Origin of the sequence: Mesorhizobium sp. ORS 3428, assembly GCF_001854785.1 — a bacterium.
In the GTDB taxonomy this organism is placed as follows: Bacteria; Pseudomonadota; Alphaproteobacteria; order Rhizobiales; family Rhizobiaceae; genus Mesorhizobium.
On the sequence record NZ_MDFL01000126.1, the window covers coordinates 1 to 21,761 of the forward strand.

Consider the following 21,761-nt stretch of genomic DNA (forward strand, 5'->3'; position numbering starts at 1 on the left):
CTTCCTCGACGATGGCCGCATTTGCCTGTCGAACAATGCAGCCGAACGAGCCCTGCGCGGCATCGCTCTCGGCAGAAAGTCCTGGCTGTTCTGCGGTTCCGATCGCGGCGGACAGCGCGCTGCCGTTCTCTACAGCCTGATCGCCAGCGCCAAGTTGAATGACATCGACCCTCAGGCCTGGCTCGCCGATATCCTGGCGCGCATCGCAGCCCACCCAGCACAGCGGATCGACGATTTGCTGCCGTGGAATTGGAGGTCCGCAAAACTGCTGACCMAACCAGCGGCGGCCTGATCATGCRACGCAATAAGGTGCATCACGTCTCCACCGTCGAACGTGTCGCCAGGGACCTCGGCGTCAGCGAAGCGCTCATCCAGGACCTTACCCTCGGTCTCGAGTCCGAGGACGGCGTCATCTGGGTTTACGGCGCCAACGATGACGATTGGCCTTCACCGATGAAGGCATCGAGGAGGTCAAACTCCTCCTCGATGAATATCATCGCGTCCCCCCATCGAAAGCTTGACCAAGCACGGCGGTGCTCAGGTGCTCACGGCCGGATACGCACTCCTGCGGTCTTCACCGGATGGGTACAGCGAGGGCGAGGGTAACTGCACCGATGTATTGGCGTTGGCCCGAGCGCAGATTTAGGTCTGCGAGAGCGCGATTAGGACAGTTCAGTGCGCGGCTTTAGATCGACGCCATCAGCGTTGCGCAGCCGGATTGCGGCTCGCGCGGGGCATGATCGCAAGATCGCTCCCCTTTTGCAATATTTTTGCGCGCGAGACTGAGAGAGCGAGCACCGCCAGACGCATCACGAATTATTTACCATGGAGACACTTCCTCGACGTTGAGGAATATCAAGAATTCATAATAGAGTTTGGATAGAGACCTTGGCCTAAAGCCATCAACATTTTGGAGGGGAAATAATGGCGAGTGTTGTAGCCGGAACGGACGGTATTTTTGTGGCGGTGGACGCCGACGGTCATGTCGCGTTTATCGATGGAACTAGTGGTGGACCTATATATGCGGGAAAGCTCAGCCCAAAGCCTGTCCTTCCGCTGAGTATTGCAGGGTCTGTTGGTGGCGGGCACGAAGCATGCGTAATCATTGACGCCTCGGGGCAGTGCTGGCGAGGTCCAATGCGTGCCACTGGTGAACAGTTCAATAGCATAGGCAAGATGCCTAAGGCCTGAAGTGGTCTTCTGGGGTCACAGTGCCATAACTGGAGATGGAAGGACTCCCAGAATTTGGGACACAGCAGCTTCGGCGGGGGACGTGATAACTGGTTCGCGCGAATTCCCCGCCCTGCGTTGTGCTCTCTTCATTCCGGCTAATCTAACCGCCTCTGGCCGGTGGCTTTAGAAGCTCCCAAGGCTCGACATCGAGCTTAATCGCAAGCTTTTCGATGATCCTGAGGCTCGCGTAAAATTCGCCCTTCTCGATCTGACTGAGATAGCTCCGGCTCACCTTCGCTTCATATGCGAGATCGTCCTGAGACAGCCCTTTTGCATGTCTCAGTCGACGTAAATTAGCAGCCAGCAGGTCCCRCAAATCCATGYGGGAAGCGAACTCAGTTGCTCAAAATATACACCTCGATATACTAAACAAAATGGGAGTACCTCGCCCCATCCGTAGAACGGAAGGTTACTGGGATGTCCACCGATTGGCCGCTTGGGAAACCGGACAAGTTCGGAGAGAAAATCCAATCCACCGATTTCAAGCGCGCCGTTTCTGCCAGTGGCATCGCGAAGCAAACGCCGGACCAAAAGGCAGCGATTGAAGCAGTGATGKTTGCCCTGTGGGCTCAGGGGCAAAGCGAAAGATGGCGTGTAAACGCCGTCCTGGTCATGTTTAGCTGGGCAGTTGGCTTATTGATCCAAATTGTCATGCTTCCCGTGGTTCTAATTCGGCAATTGCATAGACTTTTGATCGGCGTCGCCGTTGTGCTCGCAGCCTCCTACGCCTTCGAATGGTCACTCCCCCGACAAACTCAAGTCGGATTGTTCCTCGTTGCCGCCTTGGTACTGTTCAAAGACGAAATCTCACAATGGGCACGAGGTTTCCTGTTTGACATCGGCGATACCCTGTCAAACGGGGCACTTACGCGGCGCTACATCAACCGGCATTTCCTTTACGGGCCAATTAGGGTGTTTGAAGACGCTGACGGGTTGAAGCTGCATCTCACTGGAAGTCGTCCCCTTATGCCCGGGCCGTATGAGGCAGAGACCTTGGCATTCCAAGAGACCGTTGCGCATCAGATTGACGATTGGCCTTCTTGCATCAGAGCCATCTATATTCTGATGCGCGCGTTTAAACGAGGTTTGAAGAATTATTACTTTCTCCCGTTGAATAATGTTTCACACTTCCCATCTAACAGCCATCGAACTGTCCACCATTTTGCTTAGCACACCGGTGCTCAGCACAAAGGAGAAAACTATGACCTCACTTCCTATGGAGATGTCGGTGCCTGCGTTTATGCAGCGCATCGTCCTTGGCTGAATGGCGGCCCAGGCGGGCGACGCCCGCACTCCGGAGAATCCAACTTCACGCACCCACTTCCTCACCGCACCAATGGTTGCCGACCGCTACTCGATCACCCCGATGACGGTATGGCGTTGGCTTCAAAGCAACAAGATTGGCTTCCCCAAACCAATCTACATCGGAAAAAGGCGCTATTGGCTTGAAAGCGAGTTGTTCGAGTGGGAACGCTCGCGGCGGGAAAATGCTGGACCTAGCCAACGGAGTGAATGGTGATGAGTAAGGCTAATCCGGGCGTTCCGAAGAACAGCGAATCTGAGAAGCTCAACTCCACCAAGCTGTTACGCCAGCCCGTTCTCCCAGCTGCGACTAACGAAAACGCTTCAGACTTTGTCATTCTTGACTGGGATCAGTGGGCAACCAGGGTAGAACCTCCTCGCGAAAAGCTGATGGTTCCGATCATTCCGGAAAGAGGATTGATAGAAATCTATGCGCCAAGAGGCGTTGGGAAAACCTTCCTGAGCCTGGGAATTGCGATCGCCGTTGCGACYGGCACTGACTTCTTGCGTTGGACGGTCCCCAGGCCGCGCCGGGTACTCTATGTAGACGGAGAGATGCCTTTCATCGACTTGCAGGAAAGAGCAAAATGGATGGTGGCGGGGCTCGACGCTCCGCCCGAAAAAGACTACTTGCGCCTTTTTGCTGCCGACCTGCAGCGCCATGGGATCCCTGACCTCGCCTCAGAAGCACCTGATGGCCGGATCGCTGTCGAGAATGCCCTCAGATTAGGGGAACCGGACCAAACGGACCTCTTGGTTCTCGATAATCTATCGACCCTTACGAAGACGGGGTCCGAAAGCTCAGACGAGGCATGGGCGTTCATGCAGGACTGGCTGCTAAGGCTCCGTCGCCACGGGGTGGCCGTGCTGTTCGTCCATCATGYCGGCAAGGGCGGGAAGCAGCGTGGGACTTCCAAGCGCGAAGATGCTCTCGATACCGTCATCAAACTGGGCAACCCGGACGGCTACCAGCCAAACGAGGGAGCACGCTTTGTGATCAGCTTCGAAAAACAGCGCGGGTTCCTCGGTGATGAGGCTGAGCCTTTTGAGGCAAGGTTCTCCGAGAATGAAGGCGTCGGCTCCTGGGAGACGAGACCAGTCGGCAAAAGGGCCAAAATGGATCAGGTCAGGGATTTGGCCGCAGGCGGAAAATCGTATCGGGAAATACAAGAACTGACCGGCATATCAAAATCTGAAGTTGGACGCTTGTTGAAGGAGGCCCATGAGCTCGGCCCCATAGATGTAGACTCCGCAATGGACACGGCAGACGCTGGGACAATTGTGCGAGGTAATGTCACGTCCCATTAAAAAATCCTTCCGCTGCTGTATCCACCGATGTCCCAAACCCCCTTTTTAAAGGGGGTGGGACAGTGGGACAGCGAAGGGGCGCAAGGACATCGGGAAAGAGAAAATCTTTAACCTTTTGTTCCTCGATCCGATGGGGGCCCCCACGTTGACGGCAGGCGCCTACAGAGGGACTTGGGGGAACCTCCCCCGGTGGGATGGACTGGCACGAAACAGCCCGAATAGCCCGCGCTCAGCCTTACTGCAATTTCTGGTTTTCAGACCAATGCGCGACTGGTGATCCCGGATCGATGTACCGGCCGTGCGACCTCAGGTAGTTCACAATTTCGGGCAGTAAGAGATCACGGTCGCCGAATTCTTCCTTTATGCGCTCGATCTCTTCACGCGCATCCAGGTGCTCCTCGGTGTCGCCAAACACATAGCCGAAATGACCTACGGCACAGATGTGGCACCCTGCCTCGATCACCTTGTCCACGAAGGCAGGGATTTCGCTCGCCTTCATGAGCCTCTTCGTGCCGGCCATATCAAATCTCTCCTCTGGGGTCACCCGAAGACTACCGGTGACGCCGAGTCGCTGGCTACCTGTCAAAGTACACAGGTTGACACTCACTCCTCTAATTCATCGGCCGCTCAAAGATCAGGGCGGAGAGGAGAGAGCTTTGGCTCTCCTCTCCTTTTTCGAACGCTCCGGATGTCTAGAGTGCTTTTGAGCCCACACCGCCACCACCCACGTCGCCGAAGAACCCAGAACCCCCGGCTTGGGGGAACCTCCCCCGGTATGGGCGGCTGCCGAGGTCCGCTTCTCGGAGGCATAAGCCAATAATCTGGACATCGATCAGACCATTTTTTTATTGCCCAACCGCACAGCACATCGGGGCCGATCCCATTTTGGGCGTCAATCGATGCTCACAGACAAACGAATCTGCGAGCATGTGCGTACCAGTCAGTTGCTCATTTTTTGTTGCTCGTTGATTTTTAATGATAATTTCTCGTTAAATTGCACCCGATTATCGCCTCGGGTAACTGTCGGGTAACAGATCGGCTGATTTTGACGTGGCGGGAGGGACAGCTGCCGGAATGCAGATGGCGAATCCAAAGCCCGTCCCTTCTGTCGACTGGTATGGCGTCCGAAAAGCCGCTCGTTACCCTGYCCGTTACCCGGAATGGGAAAAATCCCATTCCAGAGAGACGATACGACAACCATAAGCGCTYGAATTAATTGGCGATCCCGGCAGGATTCGAACCTGCGACCATCGGCTTAGAAGGCCGGTGCTCTATCCAGCTGAGCTACGGGACCGCTGGCCGGCCGGGGCCGGCTGATGCCACTACGCGAGGGACGCTCGACCAGAAGGTCAGTGCGTCCAGGGCGTCCTGCGGTCATAGCGGAAATTGTCCGAATAGGAAATCTGCCGGCGCTTCGGCTCCTTCGGCTCCTCGACGCGATAGGCAATGCCCTGCTTCTCGGCATAGGCGACCGCCTCTTCCCTGGTATCGAAGGTGAGCCGCACTTGGCTCAGCATGTCGCCGGACGAGGTGTAGCCCATCAGCGGGTCGATCTTCTTGCGCTCGGCCGGATCGAATTCCAGCACCCAGTGGCCGGTCTTGGCCGTGCCGGACTGCATCGCGGTTTTGGCTGGGCTGAAAATGCGCGCGGACATGGCCACCTCTTTACCGCCCGACGACCGGGCATCTCTCTTCGCGGCGCCCGTCCGAAACCCCRCATCGGAGCCCGAGGGCGCACGCCAGTTCGTCAATACTGTGCAACGGCGCCGGCGGCAAGGCCGTACGCAGCCACAGTCCGTCCGGCGGAGGCGGAACCTCGCGCCGGCCCGGACATTAACTGAATGTCAGGCGACCGCCCGGCCGCTCCAGCCGTTGATCGAAGGCTTGCAAGGCGGCCATGTGCTCCCCGTGAAGCGTCGCCATCCCCGTCAACAAGCCTGGACAGTCCGCCATGACCATGACAACCGAACATCCCGTCCTGCAGCTGGCCGTGGTTGTCGGCAGCCTGCGCGCCCAATCCTTCAGCCGCAAGATCGCCAAGGCACTGGCCGCCCGCGCGCCGGACTCGCTGCGTTGCCGCTTCATCGAGATCGGCGACTTGCCTTTATACAACGAGGATCTCGACGGCGACACGCCGCCCGCCGCCTGGTCGACGTTCCGCGCCGCCATCAGAGAGTGCGACGCGGTGCTGTTCGTGACGCCGGAATACAACCGCTCGATCCCCGGCTGCCTGAAGAACGCGCTCGATGTCGGCTCGCGTCCCTATGGCAAGAGCGTCTTCAAGGGCCTGCCCGCCGGCGTCGTTTCCGTCAGCCCGAGCAAGATCGGGGGCTTCGGTTCCAACCAAGCGCTCAGGCAGACCTTCGTCTTCCTCGACATGCCGGTGATGCAGCAGCCGGAGGCCTATATCGGCAATGTCGCCGAGCTTCTCGACGACAATGGCGCGGTGAAGAACAGCGACACCGCCGCCTTCCTGAAAGATTTCATCGAGACGCTGGAGACCTGGATCCGGACCGTGCGGCCGGGCGGCTCGTCCTTCGATGCCTTCATGAAGCAGCGCGAGAAGATCGCCGAGGATTATGTCAACGGCAACGCCACATCGCTGAAGGCGATCGTGACGCATAGCGAGCCGGCCACCTTCTTCTCACCGCGCGGCGACCATCTCGAAGGCGCCGATGCCGTCGCCGGCCGCTACGAGCGCGACRCCGCCAGCTTCCATGAGGGCGGCAGCACCGATCTGGAGGTGCTGCAGGCCTCGGCGAGCGGCGACCTCGCCTTCTGGACCGGGCTGYAGCATGCGAAGGCGCGCATGGGCAAGAACGGCCAGCCCGCCGAGATGACCTTGCGGGTGACGGAGGTGTTCCGGCTGGAGGACGGGTCCTTCAAGCTGGTGCACCGCCACGCCGACCCGGCTCATCACTAGGAAGTGTCGAGCGTCAGGTGATGCCGGCCTGCAAGGCGCAGATTCGCGCCTCTGCGGTTTCCCGCACTTCACCACGCCCTGCTCCAGCTCTCGGGATTCGCCATTCCGGTCGCTTCGCACCTGTCGCGCCAACCGGCTCGGTCTCAGAGTGAATCTCAACACGCCCTTGGCCGCTCAATCCAAATCCGCGACACAATGCCGGGGCTCTTTGCAACCACGGCCTATTCCAATTGCCTCTCGCGCGGCATATGTCGGATACACGACCATGCCACTTGAGGGGCATGACGATGCTAAAGACAAGAGTGGGCATGGAAGCGGAAATCTCGTCGGATTGGACCGGCGAGCCGGCGATCCTCGAAGGTGCAATCGTGATCGGCGCCGGTGCGGCGGGGCTGGCGGCGGCGCATGCGCTGATCGAGGCCGGGATCGCCACCGAGATCCTCGAGCGCGAGGGACGGCTGGCCGAGCCCTGGCACCATCGCCATGAGAATCTGCATCTCAACACCCATCGCGACCTCTCGACGCTGCCCGGCGTTTCGTTTCCGAAGGGCACGCCCGCCTTTCCGCATCGCAGCGCGGTGATCCGCCTGTTCAACGATTTCGCCGCGACGCACCGGCTGCCGATCGCCTTCGGCGTCATCGTCAGGGAAATCGCATTCCGCGGCGACCACTGGCTGGTGAAGACCACGATTGGATCTCGGGCGGCGCGCCATGTGGTGGTCGCCACCGGGCGCGACCGGCACCCCTTCATTCCCAACTGGAAGGGCATGGAGGAGTTTTCGGGCCGGATCATCCACTCGGCGGATTTCGGCCGGGCGACGGACTATGCCGGGAAAAGGGTGCTGGTGGTCGGCGCCGGCAATTCCGGCTTCGACGCGCTCAACCATCTTTCCGGCGTCGAGACCGGGCAGATGTGGCTCTCGGCCCGCAATGGACCATCGCTGCTGCCCAAGCGCATCGGCAAGATCGCCGTGCATCGTTTCTCGCCTCTGATGGCGCGCCTGCCGGTCGGGCTGGCGGATGCGGTGATGGCGGCGACGCAGCGGCTTGCCTTCGGCGACCTCAAGAAATTCGGCCTGCCGCGTGCCCCCTCGGGTGGCGCAAGCCGCCTCGGCTCGGACTACACGGCGATCGCCGCCGACGACGGCGCGGTCGATGCAATCAAGGCTGGCCGCATCATCGTCGTGCCGCAGGTCAAGGAATTCAGGCACGACAGCGTCATCCTCGACAACGGCCAGGCGATTTCGCCGGACGTCGTCATTGCCGCCACCGGCTACCGCACCGGGCTGGAAACGATGGTGGGCAGCCTGGGCGTGCTCGACGCCAAGGGCGTGCCGCTCTTCAACGGCGCGGCCGGCGACCCGAAGCTGCCAGGCCTGTGGTTCACCGGCATGCGGCCGAGCATTCGCGGCTGCTTCGCCAATGCCCGCATCCAGGGTGCGGCGATCGCYGGCAAGGTGGCCGGGCGCAAGCGCTGAAGCGCCATTTCCACAAGCGAAGCTTGCGTTTTTGGTTGCCTTCTTAGGCTCGGAACCCTATACGCCGCGAGCGTCGGAGTGTAGCGCAGCCTGGTAGCGCACCTGATTTGGGATCAGGGGGTCGCGTGTTCGAATCACGCCACTCCGACCAGTTTTCCTCGATGTCTGGGTGGGCCGAGTGCAGACCGGTGGATTGCGGACCCTCACGCGCCTTCGACATCGGTCAGCGAAAAATCATGGCCGACATAGAGCAGCCGGCAGGCGCAGTCCCTCGCCAGCGCATAGGCGAAGCAGTCTGTCAGCGATATCTTGCGTGGTTGCTCCCGATGGACCACGATCTGGTCCATGTCGCCAAACCATCTGCTGAGTGTGAAGTGACGTAAACCCGCCGGGCGAGTCCCCAACAACCTCGAGCCCGGCGAGCCTACAACCCGATCTGAAACGCGATCGGGACCGGGGTCAACCGGCGTTTCCTGCGTTGCAAGATGGATGCCAGCGGCGCGGTCCCGAAATGGGACAGGCGACGGCCGGCCAGCTTTTGCATCTCAAGGGGCAGTTCGAGAATCTGCCAGCTTCTGTTCCAGAATCTCGACGTCTTCGTTGGTCACACCGGCGCGCCGCGCGATACCGGACAGTAGAGAGCCCAATTTAACATATCGTTCGCACCGAACGGCCTCTTCGAGGATGATCCCAACTTCCGCCTCGATGCTGCGGCCATGCATGGCGGCCGGCGCGCGCAGGGCGCGGTGAATTTCGTCCGCCAAGTCTGGGATGGTAACGGCCGGCATCTGGCCTCCATCACTCGTTAGCGATTTTGCGATTGTGCTCCGATCCGGATGATTTCAGGAGCCACGCCGGCCAACGCTAAATATCGAACTCGCCCTGTCCCTCGTCCATGGCGCTGACGGTCTCGGCGGCGAGCGCGCGGGTGATCGGCGTCTTGCGTTCCAGCGCCGCACGGTCGAGGCGTTCGACGACGCGCATGGCGGTTGCCAGCGAGCGTTCGATGCGCCGCACCAGATATTGCACGACATGCTGCTCGACCTCGACCTGGCGGTCGGCGAAGAGCTTCGTGATGACGCCGGCAAGCAACAGGTCGTCCGGCTCGTGGATCTCGATCGTCGCCGCCGCCTTCAGCCGCGAGATGAGGTCGGGCAAAGYGACGCGCCAGGCGGAGGGAAAGCGCCGCGCGGTCAGAAGCAGCGTGGAGCCGGCGCCGCGCACCGTGTTGATAAGGTGGAACAGGCCCTGCTCGTCGATCGGGGCCTTGTCGATGTCGTCGATGAGCGCGGGCCTCGCGCCAAGCACGGCGATGTGCTCGCCGATCCTGCCGGGATCGATGGCGACGGCGTGCGCCTGCGTCTGCCAGATCCGGGCAAGGTGCGTCTTGCCCGAGCCCGGAGGGCCGGCCAGCACCACCACCGGCGAGGGCCAGTCCGGCCAGCGGTCGACAAGTGCCGCCGCTTGCGCGTTGGTGCCGGAGACGACGAGTTCGTCGCGCGAATAGCCGGTGYCGTGACCGAGATCGAGCGGCAGTTGGCGCGGCGGATCGGATCGCTGCGAGGTCATCTCAGTCACGCTGTTGCGAGCTGTGGCCGCCGCCGCGATCCGCAGGCAGCGGCGGCGCTGGTTCGGTGGTACGGCCCTTGTAGAGCGGCGATTCGAGGTAGCGGGCAATCGCAAAGCGCACCAGCACGGCGATCGCCGCGGAAGCAGGCACTGCGATCAGCAGGCCGACGAAGCCGAACAGCGCGCCGAAGGCGAACAGCGCGAACATCAGCCAGACCGGATGCAGGCCGACGCTTTTGCCGACCAGCCTCGGCTGCAGGATGTTGCCCTCGATGAACTGACCGACGAAGAACACGCAAGCCACCAGCACCACCATGGTCCAGTCCGGCCAGAACTGGACGAAGGCGACGCCGACGGCGAGCACCAGCCCGGTCAGCGAGCCGACATAAGGGATGAAGGAGATCAGTCCGGCGAAGAAGCCGATGAGGATGGCGAAGTTGAGCCCTGTCAGCGTGAGGCCGGTGGCATACATGGCGCCCAGCACCAGGCAGAGCGTGCCCTGCCCCCGCACGAAACCCGCGGTGGCGGTGTTGATGTCGCGGGCGAGCATGCGCACCGTCTCGACATAATCGCGCGRCACCCAACTGTCGACCACGGCCACCATGCGGTCCCAGTCGAGCAGCATGTAGAAGGCGACGACCGGAGTGACGACGAAGAGGCTCACCACCGAGACCAGGGCCACGCCCGAGCTCCAGATCGAGGTGAAGACGGTGGTGAGCAGCCCGAAGCCGGTGGTGAGCAGCGAGTTCAGCCCATCGCGCAGGCTGGCGGCGTTGACGCCGAAGCGCTGCTCCAGCCATTTCGGGTCGAAGCTGGTGATCAGCGACTGCAGGCGGGTGAGGTAGTCCGGCAGCTTGCGGGTGAAATCGGCCATCTGTGTCGCCAGCACCGGCACCAGGATGACGAAGGCGAGCACCACGACCACGATGAAGGCGATCAAGATCACAACCGTCGCCATCAGCCGGGAGAGGCCCAGCCGYTGCAGCCAGTCGGCGACCGGATCGAGGAAATAGGCAAGCACCATGCCGGCGACGAAGGGCAACAGGATGCCCGAGAAGACATAGAGGAACAGCGCCAGGAGCACGGCGGCGATCAGCCAGAACGCGATCTGGCGGCGCAACGCGGTCGATGCCGCGGCCGTCCAGGCTTCGCTTTCAGGTGCCCGTCTTGGAACTGCCCGACTTGGTGCTGCTCGTCTGGGAGCCTTCGCCATTGCCGCTCATATGCCTTAGCCAGGCCACGAGATAGGCCGCGGCCGAAGCCACGGTCAAGACCCCGGACAGCAATATGAACGCCGGCCGCAGCGGATCGAGATGGATGGAAAAGGCAAGCTCTCCCAGCACCAGCGCCGCCAGCATGATCTGCACGGCGGTGTTCATCTTGGACACAAAGAGCGGCCTCATCTCGACCGGATTCGCCATCACGCTGGACAAAAGCACGGCGCAGACGATCAGCGCATCGCGCGAGACCGTGGTCACCACCAGCCAGAGGGGCAACTCGCCCGCATAACCCATGACGACGAAGACCGAGACCAGCAGAAGCTTGTCCGCCATCGGATCGAGATAGGCGCCAAGCCGCGAGAACAACAGATAGCGGCGGGCGATGAAGCCGTCGACGCCATCGGAAACCCCGGSGACGAGAAACCCGGCAAACGCCCATTCCCAACGCGCCTGCAGCATGGCCAGCACCACCGCGGGCACCAGCAGGAGGCGCATGATCGTGATCATGTTGGGTATGGTCACGCGATGTCCCGTCGTGGATTTTGTCGGGAGATAGATGATTGAGATGAAGAATGGGCGCAAGAGCGAGGCGGTGAAGCTGCTGACCTCCCCCACAAGGGGGTAGATCGGCTAATCGCCTTGCTCCTCGAAACCATTCATGCGAAGAGCCCGCAATGGAAACAGTGACGAGCCAGACATGACCAAGCGCGACACCGGCAAGCGCGATGCGGCCAAGCGCAAGAACGGGCTCACCTATGCCGAGGCGGGCGTCGACATCGATGCCGGCAACCTCATGGTCGAGAAGATCAAGCCGCTGGTGCGCGCCACGCGCCGGCCGGGCGCCGACGGCGAGATCGGCGGCTTCGGCGGCCTTTTCGACTTGAAGGCCGCCGGCTTCACCGATCCGGTGCTGGTCGCGGCCAATGACGGCGTCGGCACAAAGCTCAAGATCGCCATCGAGTCCGGCAAGCACGACACGATCGGCATCGACCTCGTCGCCATGTGCGTCAACGACATCGTCGTGCAGGGCGCGGAGCCATTGTTCTTCCTCGACTATTTCGCCACCGGCAAGCTCGACCCCGACCAGGGGGCGGCAATCGTGGGCGGCATCGCGCAAGGCTGCCGGCAGGCCGGCTGCGCGCTGATCGGCGGCGAGACCGCCGAAATGCCCGGCATGTATCACGGCAAGGACTACGACCTCGCCGGCTTCGCCGTGGGCGCGGCAGAGCGCGGCCAGTTGCTTCCGACCGACGACATCGTCGAGGGCGACGTGCTGCTTGGTCTCTCCTCCTCGGGCCTCCACTCCAACGGCTTTTCGCTGGTGCGCCGCATCGTGGCCGGCAGCGGGCTCGGCTGGAACGATCCGGCGCCGTTCAACGAGGAGGTCAGCCTCGCCGAGGCGCTGCTCGAACCGACGCGCATCTATGTGAAGTCGATCCTCAAGGCCATCCGCAACACCCATGGCATCAAGGCGCTAGCCCACATCACCGGCGGCGGTTTTCCGGAAAACATCCCGCGCGTGCTGCCCAAGGATTTTTCGGCCGAGTTGGACCTCGAGGCGATCGATGTGCCGCCGGTGTTCTCGTGGCTCGCCAAGACCGGCGGCGTCGCGCCGGAAGAAATGATGCGCACCTTCAACTGCGGCATCGGCATGATCCTGGCCGTCGCCTCCGGCCAGGCGGCGCAGGTTGCGGCGGTGCTGCAGGAGGCCGGCGAGACTGTGACGTCGATCGGCCGCATCGTGCCCCGCCGCGACGCCGGCGTGATCTATCGGGGCTCGATCGGGCTATGAGCAGGAAACGCACGGTTGTCCTGATCTCGGGACGCGGCTCCAACATGACGGCGCTGATCGCTGCCGCCGGCGACCCGGCCTATCCGGCCGAGATCGTCGGCGTCATCTCCGACCGCGCGAACGCGGCCGGCCTCGGCATCGCACAGGCGCGCGGCATCGCCACCAAGCTCATCCAGCGCGCCGACTATGCAGACAAGGACGCGCATGACGAAGCGATCGATGCGGCACTGACCGGCTTCGGCGCCGAGATCGTGGCTTTAGCCGRCTATATGCGCATCCTCGGCCGCGGCTTCGTCGAGAAGTGGCAGGGCCGCATGGTCAACATCCACCCTGCCCTGCTGCCTGCCTTCAAAGGCCTGGACACGCATGCCCGGGCCATCCGCGCCGGCGTGCGCATCCACGGCTGCTCGGTGCATTTCGTCACCCGCGAAATGGACGACGGCCCGGTGATCGCCCAGGCCGCCGTGCCGGTGATGGTCGGCGACAATGAGGACACGCTCGCCGCGCGTGTGCTGAAGGCTGAGCACCGGCTCTACCCGCTGGCGCTGGGGCTTGTCGCCGAAGGCAAGGCGCGCATGGAGAATGGTCACACCGTCTTTGCCCATTTCGCCGACGACGCCGAAAACGCCACCTCGGTGGTGATGGCGCCGGACCCGCTGCGCGAGGAGCGCGACCTCGAACAGCTGGCGCGGATTACGCCGTAGCTCTTTGAGAGCGCTGGTCAGGACCTTACAGGCTTGGATATCTTCAAAAGCGCGGTCCGGACCAGAGCGATCTCGCAGGTATCTTCGAATATGACGAGACCAATGGGCCGCAGATAGCGACCGCATATTTTTACCTGTACGAAACGCTGAACGACACAGCCGGCTCGATCATCAGCATAATCCATATTCGATCGGGCGCCTGGGCTATCACCGAGGCAGATGTCGCCATCAGGTGGGACAGTGCCGAACAGCGCGTTGGGCTCTTTGTCTGCGACGTCCTGACCGCGGCCTTTGATGCAGCCACAGGCGCGAAGTATGGTGGTCGATATGGCAAGGATTTCAACGCTGAGATTCCCTGGTCCTGAACAATGCCGATGAGACAACTCTTTGTCCTGCGCCACGCCAAGTCGAGCTGGGACGATCCCAAGCTTGAGGATTTCGACCGTCCTCTCGCCCCGCGCGGGCTGAAGACGGCGCCGCGGATGGGGCGCGAGCTTTCGCGGCGCGGTTGGGTACCAGACCTCGCGCTGGTCTCGCCGGCGCTGCGCACCCGCGACACCTGGCGGCTGGCCGCACAGGAACTGGCGAGGCATGTGCCGGCGGAATTCGCGGAGGAGCTCTACGAGGCGACGGCCGCCGCAATCCTGGCGCGCGTGCGGGAGGCCAAGGCGACCAGCCTGATCGTGATCGGCCACAATCCCGGCCTGCAGAATTTCGTGCTTAGGCTCGCCGGCGCCGGATCGGACGCCGGTGCGTTCAAGAAGATCGAAGCGAAGTTTCCGACGGCGGCGCTGGCACGGTTCACGGTGGACGAGGGCTGGGCGAACCTCGAGTTCGGTGGTGCCCGACTGACGGATTTCGTGAGGCCGAAGGATTTGGGATAGGCGCGCGTATATAGGCGGCTGGACCTATCGTCACCACTAGGCAGGTCGGCGGGACAGCACCCCCCTCTGTCCTGCCGGACATCTCCCCCGCAAGGGGGGAGATTGGCAGTTTCGTCGACGGCACTTCTCCGCCAACCTCGGCGATTGGCGAAAGCGGGCGCGACATCCGATCTCGCCCCTTGCGGGGGAGATGGCCGGCAGGCCAGAGGGGGGTGCGAAGGAATGCCAGCCTAGCCAAACAACGACCTAGGCGGCAGGGCGAGCCTGCCGCGAAATCAATTGCCCCAGATGCCCTGGCCCGGATCCGGCCAGGCCTGCGACGGCGCTGCTCCGGTGGTCGTCGAGGTGTCGACATTGGCTGGCTTGGCGGCCTCGTGCTTGCGCACCGAAGCGGTGAGGCCGCGATCGACGCCGGCGGTCGGCTGGTTGGCGTTGTCGGCGCCGTAGTGGTCGCTGCCGGCTGAGGCGCTGCCCATGGCAGCGACGAGCATGGCGGCCGCGACGAATGCGATCCTGGTCATTTGAGCGTTCCTTGTCCTGTCGTTTCATCGGCGGCGCCTTGGGAGGATGGCCCCGCTGCCGACAAGACCCGGAACAGCCCGGATTTATTCCCGGGCGAAATTTCTTCTTAGCCGACCTCTTCGCGGCTGCAGTCGAGACGTCGCCCGGAAAGCCAATTTCGAACAATGGGTTGGAACGGGCGGCTGCCTGACTGATTCAAGCCGACGCATAGCCGGCTCCAGAATCAGAGCGGCGGGACAAGCCCGCCGCCTTGAGGTTTTCAGGACCCGACCGAAGTTGCAGTCCCCGCCTTGGCTCAGCAGCTTCCGCTCACGTCCGCACGGCTCTAGTGGCCCCATATGCCCTGACCGGATTCGGGCTGGACAGTATCAGACGTCGTCTTGACGGCGCCATAGTGCTCGACCGGCTTGCGGATCGAAGCCGTGAAGGTGGTGTCCACATTGGCGGCGGACGCGGTAACGGCAGGCTGGTTGGCGTTGTTCGAGCCGTAGTAGTCGCTGCTGGCGAAAGCGGTACCCGTGGCGACGAGGATGGCGGCTGCGGTAAGGGCGATCTTGGTCATGTCATTGCTCCTGGTTCTAGGGTTGTCCTGTCGATCAGGCGCGATTGGCGACACGATGGCTTTGCGAACCGACACGCACGCTCCGGACGTCGCCCGGGTGCTGCCCGCTCGTTCCACTCTCCTGGATTTCCTTGCATCGGCCCCGCTCGTCGGCCCTTGCTCTCACTTCGACGGCACGCGGGGCCTCGTTACAGGCATCACCCCTTCGTGATGATGGCTCGACCGAAGGCATGGAGAAGCCGGCCCAACGGATAGCCGGCTCCACAAAGCAAAGCGGCGGGACAAGCCCGCCGCTTTGAGGTCTATCGAGGATGAGACCTTTAGTGGTTGCCGAACAGGTCGCGGTCGGCGCCCTGGGTCACCGGCTTCTGGACATCCGCATCCGACTTCTTGATCGAAGCAGTGTACGAGGTGTCGACCGAAGCGGCCGGCTGGTTGGCATTGGCCGAGCCGTAATTGTCGGAGCCGGCAAAAGCGGCACCGGTGGCAACCAGAAGGGCAGCGGCAGTAAGAGCGATCTTAGTCATTTTGGGTACTCCAGATTTGAAAGTTGATGGTTGGCTTGGTTCGGTTCGGGATGGGCCGGGCTTAGCGGCCCCAGATGCCCTGGCCGGATTCCGGCTGGACCGATTCGGGCGTCAGCTGGAACGCACGATGCTCGACGCGGCGCTCGACCGGCCTGCGGATYGAAGCCGTGTAGCTGCGGTCGATGTTGTCGCCAGACTGTGTCACGGCCGACTGATTGGCGGTCGRCTGGCTGACGTTGTTCGAACCATAATGGTCGCTGCCTGCAAAGGCGCTGCCCGTGGYAACGAGCAGGGCCGCGGCGGTAAGAGCAATCTTGTTCATCTCAGATACTCCAGATTTCAAAAGTCGTGTCCGTCAAGTGGCGTGCCGTAATGGAAATCGCGTCGCTCGGACACCGTGCAAGTGGGTCTGTCTTGCTGCCATTTCCAATCACGAAGATGTTCCGCCGGCGCGCTGAATCGACCTCTTGAAATCAGGCAAAGGGATTCTAGTGCGATTATTTTTTTCTTTTTTATCAATAGCTTATCTGAAATAATCGCAAAACGCCGGCCACGACTTGCCGAGCCGGCGTTCACCCCGTGATGCACGATCCGTCAACATAATTTGAACCGAACCGTTCGGTTTTATCGGCGGTAGCGCCCGACCCTCACCTTGGAGCCGCCGCTGACGCGGGTCTTAGCCGGCGTTTGCCTTGCCGGCGGATCGATACTATCGATTGTCTTCAACTGTCCGTCCGGGCAACCTGCCCCGCCTGCGTAAGGCAGGCTGCYCGGACGGAGACATTCCTGGACAGCGATCAACGATGCGGCTCTTGCTTGTCGAAGACAATCGCGAACTGGCCGATTGGCTGAGCAAGACGCTGCGCCAGGCAAGCTATGTCGTCGATGTCGTGCATGACGGCGAGGATGTCGAGCACGCGCTGGCCGCCGGCGACCATGCGCTCATCATCCTCGACCTCGCCCTGCCGCGCWTGGGCGGCATGGAGGTGCTGAAGCGGTTGAGGGGACGCGGCAACCCGGTGCYGGTTATCGTGCTCACCGCCAATGCCAGTCTCGACGGTCGGGTCAAAGGCCTCAACGAAGGCGCCGACGACTATCTCGCAAAACCCTTCCAGATCGAGGAGCTCGAGGCGCGCATCCGCGTGCAGCTGCGTCGTGCCAACGACCGAAGGGCGCCCGTCATCTCCTGCGGCGACCTCGTCTTCGACACCAACACCAGGCTGTTCTCGCTCGCCGGCGAGACGCTGTCGCTGACACCGCGCGAGCATGCGGTGCTGGAGCAGTTGGTGGTCAAGGCCGGGCGCACGGTGAGCAAGGCAGCACTGTCGGCGGCGATCTACGATTTCGAGACCGACGCCGATCCCAGCGCCATCGAGATCTATGTGCATCGCCTGCGCAAGAAGCTGGAAGGCTCGCGCGTCCAGATCGCCACTCTGCGCGGCCTCGGCTATTTGCTGCGCCATGAAGACTAGGCGCCATGAGGATTAGCAGCCTCCGCCTGCAATTGCTGGCCTGGGTGGTGCTGCCGCTGGCCGGGCTCGCCACCGTCAATCTGTGGACCAGCCATGGCAATGCGCTTGCTACCGCCGACCTGGTTACCGACCGCATGCTGGTCGGATCGGCCCGCGCGATCGCCGAGCAGGTGGCAATGGACGACGGCGTGCTCTATGCGACCATTCCGCCCGCGGCGCTCGAGATGTTCGACACCGGCGACCGCGACCGCGTCTATTACCGGGTCGAGACCGCCGGCGGGCAGCTGCTGACCGGTTATCCCGACCTGCCAAAGGCCACTCAACGCGACAGCATCGAGGCGTCCTACCGCGATCACCGGCTTCGCCTCCTGACCCTCAGCCAGGCCGTGATCGGCGCCGGCGCGGATTCACCGATCAAGGTCACCGTGGGCGTCACGCTCGCCGGGCATGACGCGATGGTGAAACGCCTCTGGCTCAATGCCTTCGCCCAGCAGCTGGCGCTGGTGGCGATCGCCGGCCTGTTCGTGCTGCTCGGCCTGCGCCGTGGGCTGGCGCCGCTGATCCGGTTGCGCGATGCGGTGCGCTCGCCAAGCCGCAGCGAGCTCGAGCCGGTCGAGGTTCCCGGCGCGCAGAGCGAGATCAGGCCGCTGATCGACGCGCTCAACGCCTATATGCAGCGCGTGCGGGCGCAAATGGCGGCGCAACGCCGCTTCATCGCCAACGCCGCGCACCAGCTGCGCACGCCTTTGGCGCTGCTGTCGACACAGGCGAGCTATGCGCTGCGCGAGACTGCCGCCGACCAGCGCCAGGAAGCGCTGGTGGCGCTGCAAGCCAGCTCCGGCCGGCTGGCGCGGCTCGCCGAACAGCTGCTCACGCTCTCGCGGGCGGAGCCGGGCAGCCGGCGGCCGCGCGCCGACCGCATCGACCTCACCGAAGCCGCCCGCCAGGTGCTGGAAACGCATGCGCCGAGGGCGATCGAACGCAACATCGATCTCGGCCTCGAGGAAGCCGGACCCGTGCCGGTGATCGGCGACGGCACGATGCTGCGCGAAATGATCGTCAACCTCGTCGACAACGCGCTGCGTTACTCCAATCCCGGCGGCAGCGTGACGGTGAAGCTCGCCGCCGTCGGAAGCGAGGCGCAACTCACAGTTACCGATGACGGGCCCGGCATTGCGCCGGAGGAGCGGGAGCATGTCTTCGAGCGCTTCTACCGCATTGCCGGTGCGAGCGAGGAAGGCAGCGGGCTCGGCTTGGCGATCGTGCGCGAGGTGATTGAGAATGCCGGCGGCAGCGTCGCGCTTGGCGATGCCGCCGGCGGCGGGCTCAAGGTCGAGGTGCGGCTGCCGTTGGAGCGGGCGAGCATTTCATAGAACCGCCGGCCCGCTCCTTTTTGACGCAACTCCGAACGGAAAGCGCTACGCACTTTTCCTGGAGTTGCTCAGGCACTCACTGCGTCTCGTGCAGCGGCTGCGGCCGCCATTTCGCCAGCCGGTTCTCGACCAGCGTCATCAGGTATTCGGCGCCCAGCGCCACGACCATGACGATGACGATCGCCGCATACATGCCGGCGGCATCGAACGAGCCTTTGGCGATGTTGATCAAGAGGCCGATGCCGAAGCGCGAGCCGACAAACTCGCCGACGATGGCGCCGATGATGGCGAAGCCGAAGCTGACATGCAGGCTGGCGAAGATCCAGCTCATCGCCGACGGCACGATCACAGAGCGCGTCAGCTGCCAGTCGGAGGCGCCGAGGATGCGGGCATTGGCGATCATCGCGCGGTCGGCCTCTCGCACGCCCTGGAAGGCGTTGTGGAAGACGACGAAGAACACCATGACGAAGGCCAGCGCCACCTTGGAGGCAAGGCCAAGGCCGAGGATCATGATGAAGATCGGCGCCAGCACCACGCGCGGGATCGAATTGATCAACTTGATGTAGATGGAGAAGATGTCGGCGGCCAGGCGGTTGCGGCCGAGCGCGACGCCGATGACGATGCCGGCGACCGAACCGGTGACGAAGCCCAGCACCGATTCCTCCATGGTAACATAGAGGTGATACCAGAGGGGACCTTCCGAAGTTCCTTCGGTCGCCCAGTCATAGAGCCGCCCGGCGATCGTGCTCGGCATGGCGTAGAAGAAGGGGTCGATCCAGGCCATGYGGCCGGCGAGCTCCCATGAGCCGAGGAAGACGACGAGGATGGCAAGCCTCCAGAACAGGACGGTGCGGCGGCGATGCACGGCGGCCTTGGYGGCGGCGGCCTCGATCTCCGCATCCGAGGTTCCCGGCCTGAAGTTTGCCGCGGAGATGTTGATGGTGGCGTCTGTCATCTCAGCCTCCCTCATGCTGCCGCGCGGGCATAGCTGGTCTCGACCTCTTCCTTGAGGTCGGCCCAGATGGTGCGCGAATAGTCGATGAAGCTCTGGTCATAGCGGATGTCGGCGACGACGCGCGGGCGCGGCAGGTCGATCGTGTAGACGGATTTCACCGTCGCAGGCCCGGCGGTAAGCACGTAGACCTTGTCGGCCAGCGCAATCGCTTCCTCGAGATCATGGGTGACGAAGACCACCGACGCCTTGGCGTCGGACCACAGCCGCAGCAGTTCCTCATGCATCAGCACGCGGGTCTGCACGTCGAGCGCGGAGAAAGGCTCGTCCATCAACAGGATCTCGGGACCGTTGATGAAGGTCTGGGCCAGCGCCACGCGCTTGCGCATGCCGCCGGATAGCTGGTGTGGATAGTGCTGCTCGAAGCGCGCCAGGCCGACGCGCGCCAGCCAATCGCGCGCGGATGCCTGAGCTTCCGCCTTCGGCTTGCCGCGAAACAGGGGGCCTGCCATGACGTTCTCGATCACCGTGCGCCAGGGGAACAGCGCATCGGTCTGGAACACGAAGCCGATACGCGGATCGATGCCCTTGACCGGCGCGCCCATGACGCGGACCTCRCCGGCGCTCGGGCTGGCGAGCCCGGTGACGAGGTTGAGCGTCGTCGACTTGCCGCAGCCGGTGGGGCCGACGACGGCAACGAACTCGCCGCGCTCGACCGTCATGGAGAATTCGCGGATCGCCGTCAGCGACTTGCCGGTGGGGGAAAGGAAGCGACGGCTGACATTGATCAGCTCGATCGCCGGAGCGGTCTTTTCGACAGCCATGGTGAGCATACTCCAATAGCAAGCGATCGCCGCGCGGGGGCGTCGCCGGACGTAGAGACAGGATAGGGCGCCGGCGCCGGGCTGGAACCCGCGCCGGCGATTGTCGCTACTTCACGTTCTTCACGAATTCGGTCGTGTAGGTCTTCGACAGGTCGATCTGCTTGCCCTGCAGTTCCTTCTTGAAGGCCGAAAGCACTGCCAGCACCGTTTCCGGTCCGCCTGCGGGCATCACGCCGTCGGGCGTGAACATCGCCTTGCCGGCGTCAAGCGCCTTCACATAGCCTTCCTTGTCGCCGACATAATAGTCGTGAGGCATCTTATCGGCGATCTCGGCGCCGCTGTGGGTGCTGATGAACTTCAGCGTCTTGACGAAGGCGTTGGCGAGCTTCTGAACCGTTTCCTTGTGGGCGTCGACCCATTCGGTCTGCATATAGAGCGAAGCGGCCGGATAAGTGCCGCCGAGCGCTGCCTTCGTGCCTTCCACGGTGCGCATGTCGACGAGAACCTTTGCCTCGCCGGTCTTGAGCAGCCTTGTGATGGTCGGCTCGGTGGTCATGCCAGCCTGGATCTTGTCCTGCTGCATGGCAGCGATGAAAGTGTTGCCGGCGCCGACCGGCACGGAGGTGAATTCGCCGAGCTTCAGCCCGTTCTTCACCGCGAGATACTCAGTCAGGAAGTTGGTCGAGGAGCCGAGGCCGGTAACGCCGAGGCTCATGCCCTTGAAATCGGCTGGCGACTTGATCTCGGGATGCTTCGCCGAGACCAGTTCGACCTCGCCCGGCGCCTGGCTGAACTGGACGACGGATTCGACGAACTTGCCCTTGGCCTGCAGGTCGATGCTGTGGTCGTAGAAGCCGACTACGCCCTGCACGGCGCCAGCCAGCATCTCGTTCTCGGCGTCGACGCCCGCCGGCTCGTTGAGCAGCTCGACGTCTAGGCCCTCATCCTTGAAGTAGCCGAGCGCCTCGGCGAGCTTCGCCGGCAGGTAGATCTGTTTTTCGTAGCCGCCCACCATGATCGAGATCTTTTCGGCGGCCGACGCAGTCGTTGCGCCCGCGGCAGCCATGGCAAGCGTCAGCACTGCGGAACGCAGGGCGCATTTAGAGATGAAACCGG

Annotated in this window: 26 protein-coding genes and 2 tRNA genes; 12 read left to right on the forward strand and 16 right to left on the reverse strand. The window is 62.7% G+C overall.

The features are described from left to right. A partial coding sequence (locus tag ORS3428_RS18845) for a transposase domain-containing protein (RefSeq protein WP_131802921.1) occupies positions 1–292 on the forward strand: 292 nt, incomplete at its 5' end. Between the two features lie 1,041 nt (positions 293–1,333). Here ORS3428_RS18845 and ORS3428_RS18855 read toward each other — a convergent pair. Beyond that, positions 1,334–1,555, reverse strand: a complete 222-nt coding sequence (locus tag ORS3428_RS18855) for a helix-turn-helix domain-containing protein (protein ID WP_071099812.1) — start codon at positions 1,553–1,555, stop codon at positions 1,334–1,336. Between the two features lie 95 nt (positions 1,556–1,650). Here ORS3428_RS18855 and ORS3428_RS18860 point away from each other — a divergent pair, with 95 nt between their 5' ends. The 3 genes from ORS3428_RS18860 to ORS3428_RS18865 all read left to right on the forward strand — a co-directional run bounded on the left by ORS3428_RS18860 (position 1,651) and on the right by ORS3428_RS18865 (position 3,843). Then, on the forward strand, positions 1,651–2,403 hold the full coding sequence (locus ORS3428_RS18860) for a hypothetical protein (protein ID WP_071099813.1): 753 nt from the start codon (positions 1,651–1,653) through the stop codon (positions 2,401–2,403). 94 nt (positions 2,404–2,497) lie between these two features. After that, positions 2,498–2,752 (forward strand): helix-turn-helix transcriptional regulator, encoded by a 255-nt coding sequence (locus ORS3428_RS34445; protein ID WP_443136863.1) that lies wholly within the window; start codon positions 2,498–2,500, stop codon positions 2,750–2,752. Beyond that, the gene (locus tag ORS3428_RS18865; RefSeq protein WP_083355235.1) at positions 2,752–3,843 is read left to right on the forward strand and encodes an AAA family ATPase; all 1,092 of its coding nucleotides are present in this window, start codon (positions 2,752–2,754) and stop codon (positions 3,841–3,843) included. Before ORS3428_RS34445 ends, ORS3428_RS18865 begins: the two co-directional genes overlap by 1 nt. A gap of 235 nt (positions 3,844–4,078) precedes the next feature. On the opposite strand, the gene ORS3428_RS18870 is transcribed toward ORS3428_RS18865, so the two are convergent. The 3 genes from ORS3428_RS18870 to ORS3428_RS18880 form a co-directional block, all read right to left on the reverse strand. After that, positions 4,079–4,363 (reverse strand): hypothetical protein, encoded by a 285-nt coding sequence (locus tag ORS3428_RS18870; protein WP_071099815.1) that lies wholly within the window; start codon positions 4,361–4,363, stop codon positions 4,079–4,081. 697 nt (positions 4,364–5,060) lie between these two features. Next, a tRNA-Arg gene (locus tag ORS3428_RS18875) sits at positions 5,061–5,137 on the reverse strand. Between the two features lie 55 nt (positions 5,138–5,192). Then, complete coding sequence (locus tag ORS3428_RS18880) at positions 5,193–5,498, reverse strand: ETC complex I subunit (protein ID WP_040972219.1); 306 nt, start codon at positions 5,496–5,498, stop codon at positions 5,193–5,195. Positions 5,499–5,794: 296 nt separating this feature from the next. Here ORS3428_RS18880 and ORS3428_RS34225 point away from each other — a divergent pair, with 296 nt between their 5' ends. From ORS3428_RS34225 to ORS3428_RS18895, 3 genes are all read left to right on the forward strand, one after another. Further along, positions 5,795–6,766 (forward strand): NAD(P)H-dependent oxidoreductase, encoded by a 972-nt coding sequence (locus ORS3428_RS34225; RefSeq protein ID WP_071099816.1) that lies wholly within the window; start codon positions 5,795–5,797, stop codon positions 6,764–6,766. A 287-nt stretch (positions 6,767–7,053) separates the two neighbouring features. Then, on the forward strand, positions 7,054–8,244 hold the full coding sequence (locus ORS3428_RS18890; protein ID WP_244508034.1) for a flavin-containing monooxygenase: 1,191 nt from the start codon (positions 7,054–7,056) through the stop codon (positions 8,242–8,244). 74 nt (positions 8,245–8,318) lie between these two features. Further along, positions 8,319–8,395 (forward strand) — tRNA-Pro (locus tag ORS3428_RS18895). A gap of 52 nt (positions 8,396–8,447) precedes the next feature. Here the strand turns inward: ORS3428_RS18895 and ORS3428_RS33355 are convergent. The 5 genes from ORS3428_RS33355 to ORS3428_RS18915 all read right to left on the reverse strand — a co-directional run bounded on the left by ORS3428_RS33355 (position 8,448) and on the right by ORS3428_RS18915 (position 11,555). Next, complete coding sequence (locus ORS3428_RS33355; protein WP_157895974.1) at positions 8,448–8,591, reverse strand: type II toxin-antitoxin system VapC family toxin; 144 nt, start codon at positions 8,589–8,591, stop codon at positions 8,448–8,450. A gap of 198 nt (positions 8,592–8,789) precedes the next feature. Beyond that, positions 8,790–9,032, reverse strand: coding sequence for a FitA-like ribbon-helix-helix domain-containing protein (locus tag ORS3428_RS18900; RefSeq protein WP_071099818.1), 243 nt, complete (start codon positions 9,030–9,032; stop codon positions 8,790–8,792). Between the two features lie 76 nt (positions 9,033–9,108). Then, the gene (hdaA, locus tag ORS3428_RS18905; protein ID WP_071099819.1) at positions 9,109–9,813 is read right to left on the reverse strand and encodes a DnaA regulatory inactivator HdaA; all 705 of its coding nucleotides are present in this window, start codon (positions 9,811–9,813) and stop codon (positions 9,109–9,111) included. Between the two features lies 1 nt (position 9,814). Then, positions 9,815–11,026: an AI-2E family transporter gene (locus ORS3428_RS18910; RefSeq protein WP_071099820.1), complete on the reverse strand. Its 1,212-nt coding sequence runs from the start codon at positions 11,024–11,026 to the stop codon at positions 9,815–9,817. Further along, a complete protein-coding gene (locus tag ORS3428_RS18915) occupies positions 10,968–11,555 on the reverse strand; it encodes a CDP-alcohol phosphatidyltransferase family protein (protein ID WP_071100237.1) in 588 nt (195 codons plus the stop codon). Before ORS3428_RS18915 ends, ORS3428_RS18910 begins: the two co-directional genes overlap by 59 nt. 175 nt (positions 11,556–11,730) lie before the next feature. Between ORS3428_RS18915 and purM the strand changes: the two genes are divergently transcribed. From purM to ORS3428_RS18930, 3 genes are all read left to right on the forward strand, one after another. Then, a complete protein-coding gene (purM, locus tag ORS3428_RS18920) occupies positions 11,731–12,825 on the forward strand; it encodes a phosphoribosylformylglycinamidine cyclo-ligase (protein WP_071099821.1) in 1,095 nt (364 codons plus the stop codon). Continuing rightward, on the forward strand, positions 12,822–13,529 hold the full coding sequence (gene purN, locus ORS3428_RS18925) for a phosphoribosylglycinamide formyltransferase (protein ID WP_071099822.1): 708 nt from the start codon (positions 12,822–12,824) through the stop codon (positions 13,527–13,529). The genes purM and purN overlap by 4 nt, the downstream gene beginning before the upstream one ends. A gap of 374 nt (positions 13,530–13,903) precedes the next feature. Next, a complete protein-coding gene (locus ORS3428_RS18930; protein ID WP_071100238.1) occupies positions 13,904–14,413 on the forward strand; it encodes a SixA phosphatase family protein in 510 nt (169 codons plus the stop codon). Positions 14,414–14,688: 275 nt separating this feature from the next. On the opposite strand, the gene ORS3428_RS18935 is transcribed toward ORS3428_RS18930, so the two are convergent. From ORS3428_RS18935 to ORS3428_RS18950, 4 genes are all read right to left on the reverse strand, one after another. Further along, positions 14,689–14,934, reverse strand: a complete 246-nt coding sequence (locus tag ORS3428_RS18935; RefSeq protein ID WP_071099823.1) for a DUF680 domain-containing protein — start codon at positions 14,932–14,934, stop codon at positions 14,689–14,691. Between the two features lie 326 nt (positions 14,935–15,260). Then, the gene (locus ORS3428_RS18940; RefSeq protein ID WP_071099824.1) at positions 15,261–15,497 is read right to left on the reverse strand and encodes a DUF680 domain-containing protein; all 237 of its coding nucleotides are present in this window, start codon (positions 15,495–15,497) and stop codon (positions 15,261–15,263) included. A gap of 320 nt (positions 15,498–15,817) precedes the next feature. Next, positions 15,818–16,024, reverse strand: a complete 207-nt coding sequence (locus tag ORS3428_RS18945; RefSeq protein ID WP_071099825.1) for a DUF680 domain-containing protein — start codon at positions 16,022–16,024, stop codon at positions 15,818–15,820. A gap of 61 nt (positions 16,025–16,085) precedes the next feature. Then, the gene (locus ORS3428_RS18950) at positions 16,086–16,346 is read right to left on the reverse strand and encodes a DUF680 domain-containing protein (protein ID WP_071099826.1); all 261 of its coding nucleotides are present in this window, start codon (positions 16,344–16,346) and stop codon (positions 16,086–16,088) included. Between the two features lie 481 nt (positions 16,347–16,827). Between ORS3428_RS18950 and ORS3428_RS18955 the strand changes: the two genes are divergently transcribed. Both ORS3428_RS18955 and ORS3428_RS18960 read left to right on the forward strand, forming a co-directional pair. Next, positions 16,828–17,496 carry a response regulator gene (locus ORS3428_RS18955; RefSeq protein WP_071099827.1) on the forward strand — a complete coding sequence of 223 codons (669 nt, stop codon included), beginning with the start codon at positions 16,828–16,830 and terminating at the stop codon, positions 17,494–17,496. 5 nt (positions 17,497–17,501) lie between these two features. Further along, positions 17,502–18,869, forward strand: a complete 1,368-nt coding sequence (locus ORS3428_RS18960) for a sensor histidine kinase (RefSeq protein ID WP_071099828.1) — start codon at positions 17,502–17,504, stop codon at positions 18,867–18,869. 76 nt (positions 18,870–18,945) lie between these two features. Here the strand turns inward: ORS3428_RS18960 and ORS3428_RS18965 are convergent, their stop codons facing one another. The 3 genes from ORS3428_RS18965 to ORS3428_RS18975 all read right to left on the reverse strand — a co-directional run bounded on the left by ORS3428_RS18965 (position 18,946) and on the right by ORS3428_RS18975 (position 21,711). Continuing rightward, positions 18,946–19,824 (reverse strand): ABC transporter permease, encoded by an 879-nt coding sequence (locus ORS3428_RS18965; protein ID WP_071099829.1) that lies wholly within the window; start codon positions 19,822–19,824, stop codon positions 18,946–18,948. Between the two features lie 11 nt (positions 19,825–19,835). Beyond that, positions 19,836–20,645 (reverse strand): ABC transporter ATP-binding protein, encoded by an 810-nt coding sequence (locus ORS3428_RS18970; RefSeq protein ID WP_071100239.1) that lies wholly within the window; start codon positions 20,643–20,645, stop codon positions 19,836–19,838. A 106-nt stretch (positions 20,646–20,751) separates the two neighbouring features. Further along, entirely contained in the window at positions 20,752–21,711 is a 960-nt protein-coding gene (locus tag ORS3428_RS18975; protein WP_071100240.1) for an ABC transporter substrate-binding protein, read from the reverse strand. Between the last annotated feature and the right edge of the window lie 50 nt (positions 21,712–21,761).

What these genes read in the sequence shown, in the direction of transcription:
- ORS3428_RS18975 (WP_071100240.1), bottom strand. Translation starts at nt 21,711, where the DNA reads ATGGCTGCCGCGGGCGCAACGACTGCGTCGGCCGCCGAAAAGATCTCG.
- ORS3428_RS34445 (WP_443136863.1), top strand. Translation starts at nt 2,498, where the DNA reads ATGGCGGCCCAGGCGGGCGACGCCCGCACTCCGGAGAATCCAACTTCA.
- ORS3428_RS18935 (WP_071099823.1), bottom strand. Translation starts at nt 14,934, where the DNA reads ATGACCAGGATCGCATTCGTCGCGGCCGCCATGCTCGTCGCTGCCATG.
- ORS3428_RS18940 (WP_071099824.1), bottom strand. Translation starts at nt 15,497, where the DNA reads ATGACCAAGATCGCCCTTACCGCAGCCGCCATCCTCGTCGCCACGGGT.
- ORS3428_RS18880 (WP_040972219.1), bottom strand. Translation starts at nt 5,498, where the DNA reads ATGTCCGCGCGCATTTTCAGCCCAGCCAAAACCGCGATGCAGTCCGGC.
- ORS3428_RS33355 (WP_157895974.1), bottom strand. Translation starts at nt 8,591, where the DNA reads ATGGACCAGATCGTGGTCCATCGGGAGCAACCACGCAAGATATCGCTG.
- ORS3428_RS18870 (WP_071099815.1), bottom strand. Translation starts at nt 4,363, where the DNA reads ATGGCCGGCACGAAGAGGCTCATGAAGGCGAGCGAAATCCCTGCCTTC.
- ORS3428_RS18930 (WP_071100238.1), top strand. Translation starts at nt 13,904, where the DNA reads ATGAGACAACTCTTTGTCCTGCGCCACGCCAAGTCGAGCTGGGACGAT.
- ORS3428_RS18900 (WP_071099818.1), bottom strand. Translation starts at nt 9,032, where the DNA reads ATGCCGGCCGTTACCATCCCAGACTTGGCGGACGAAATTCACCGCGCC.
- purM (WP_071099821.1), top strand. Translation starts at nt 11,731, where the DNA reads ATGACCAAGCGCGACACCGGCAAGCGCGATGCGGCCAAGCGCAAGAAC.
- ORS3428_RS18960 (WP_071099828.1), top strand. Translation starts at nt 17,502, where the DNA reads ATGAGGATTAGCAGCCTCCGCCTGCAATTGCTGGCCTGGGTGGTGCTG.
- ORS3428_RS18945 (WP_071099825.1), bottom strand. Translation starts at nt 16,024, where the DNA reads ATGACTAAGATCGCTCTTACTGCCGCTGCCCTTCTGGTTGCCACCGGT.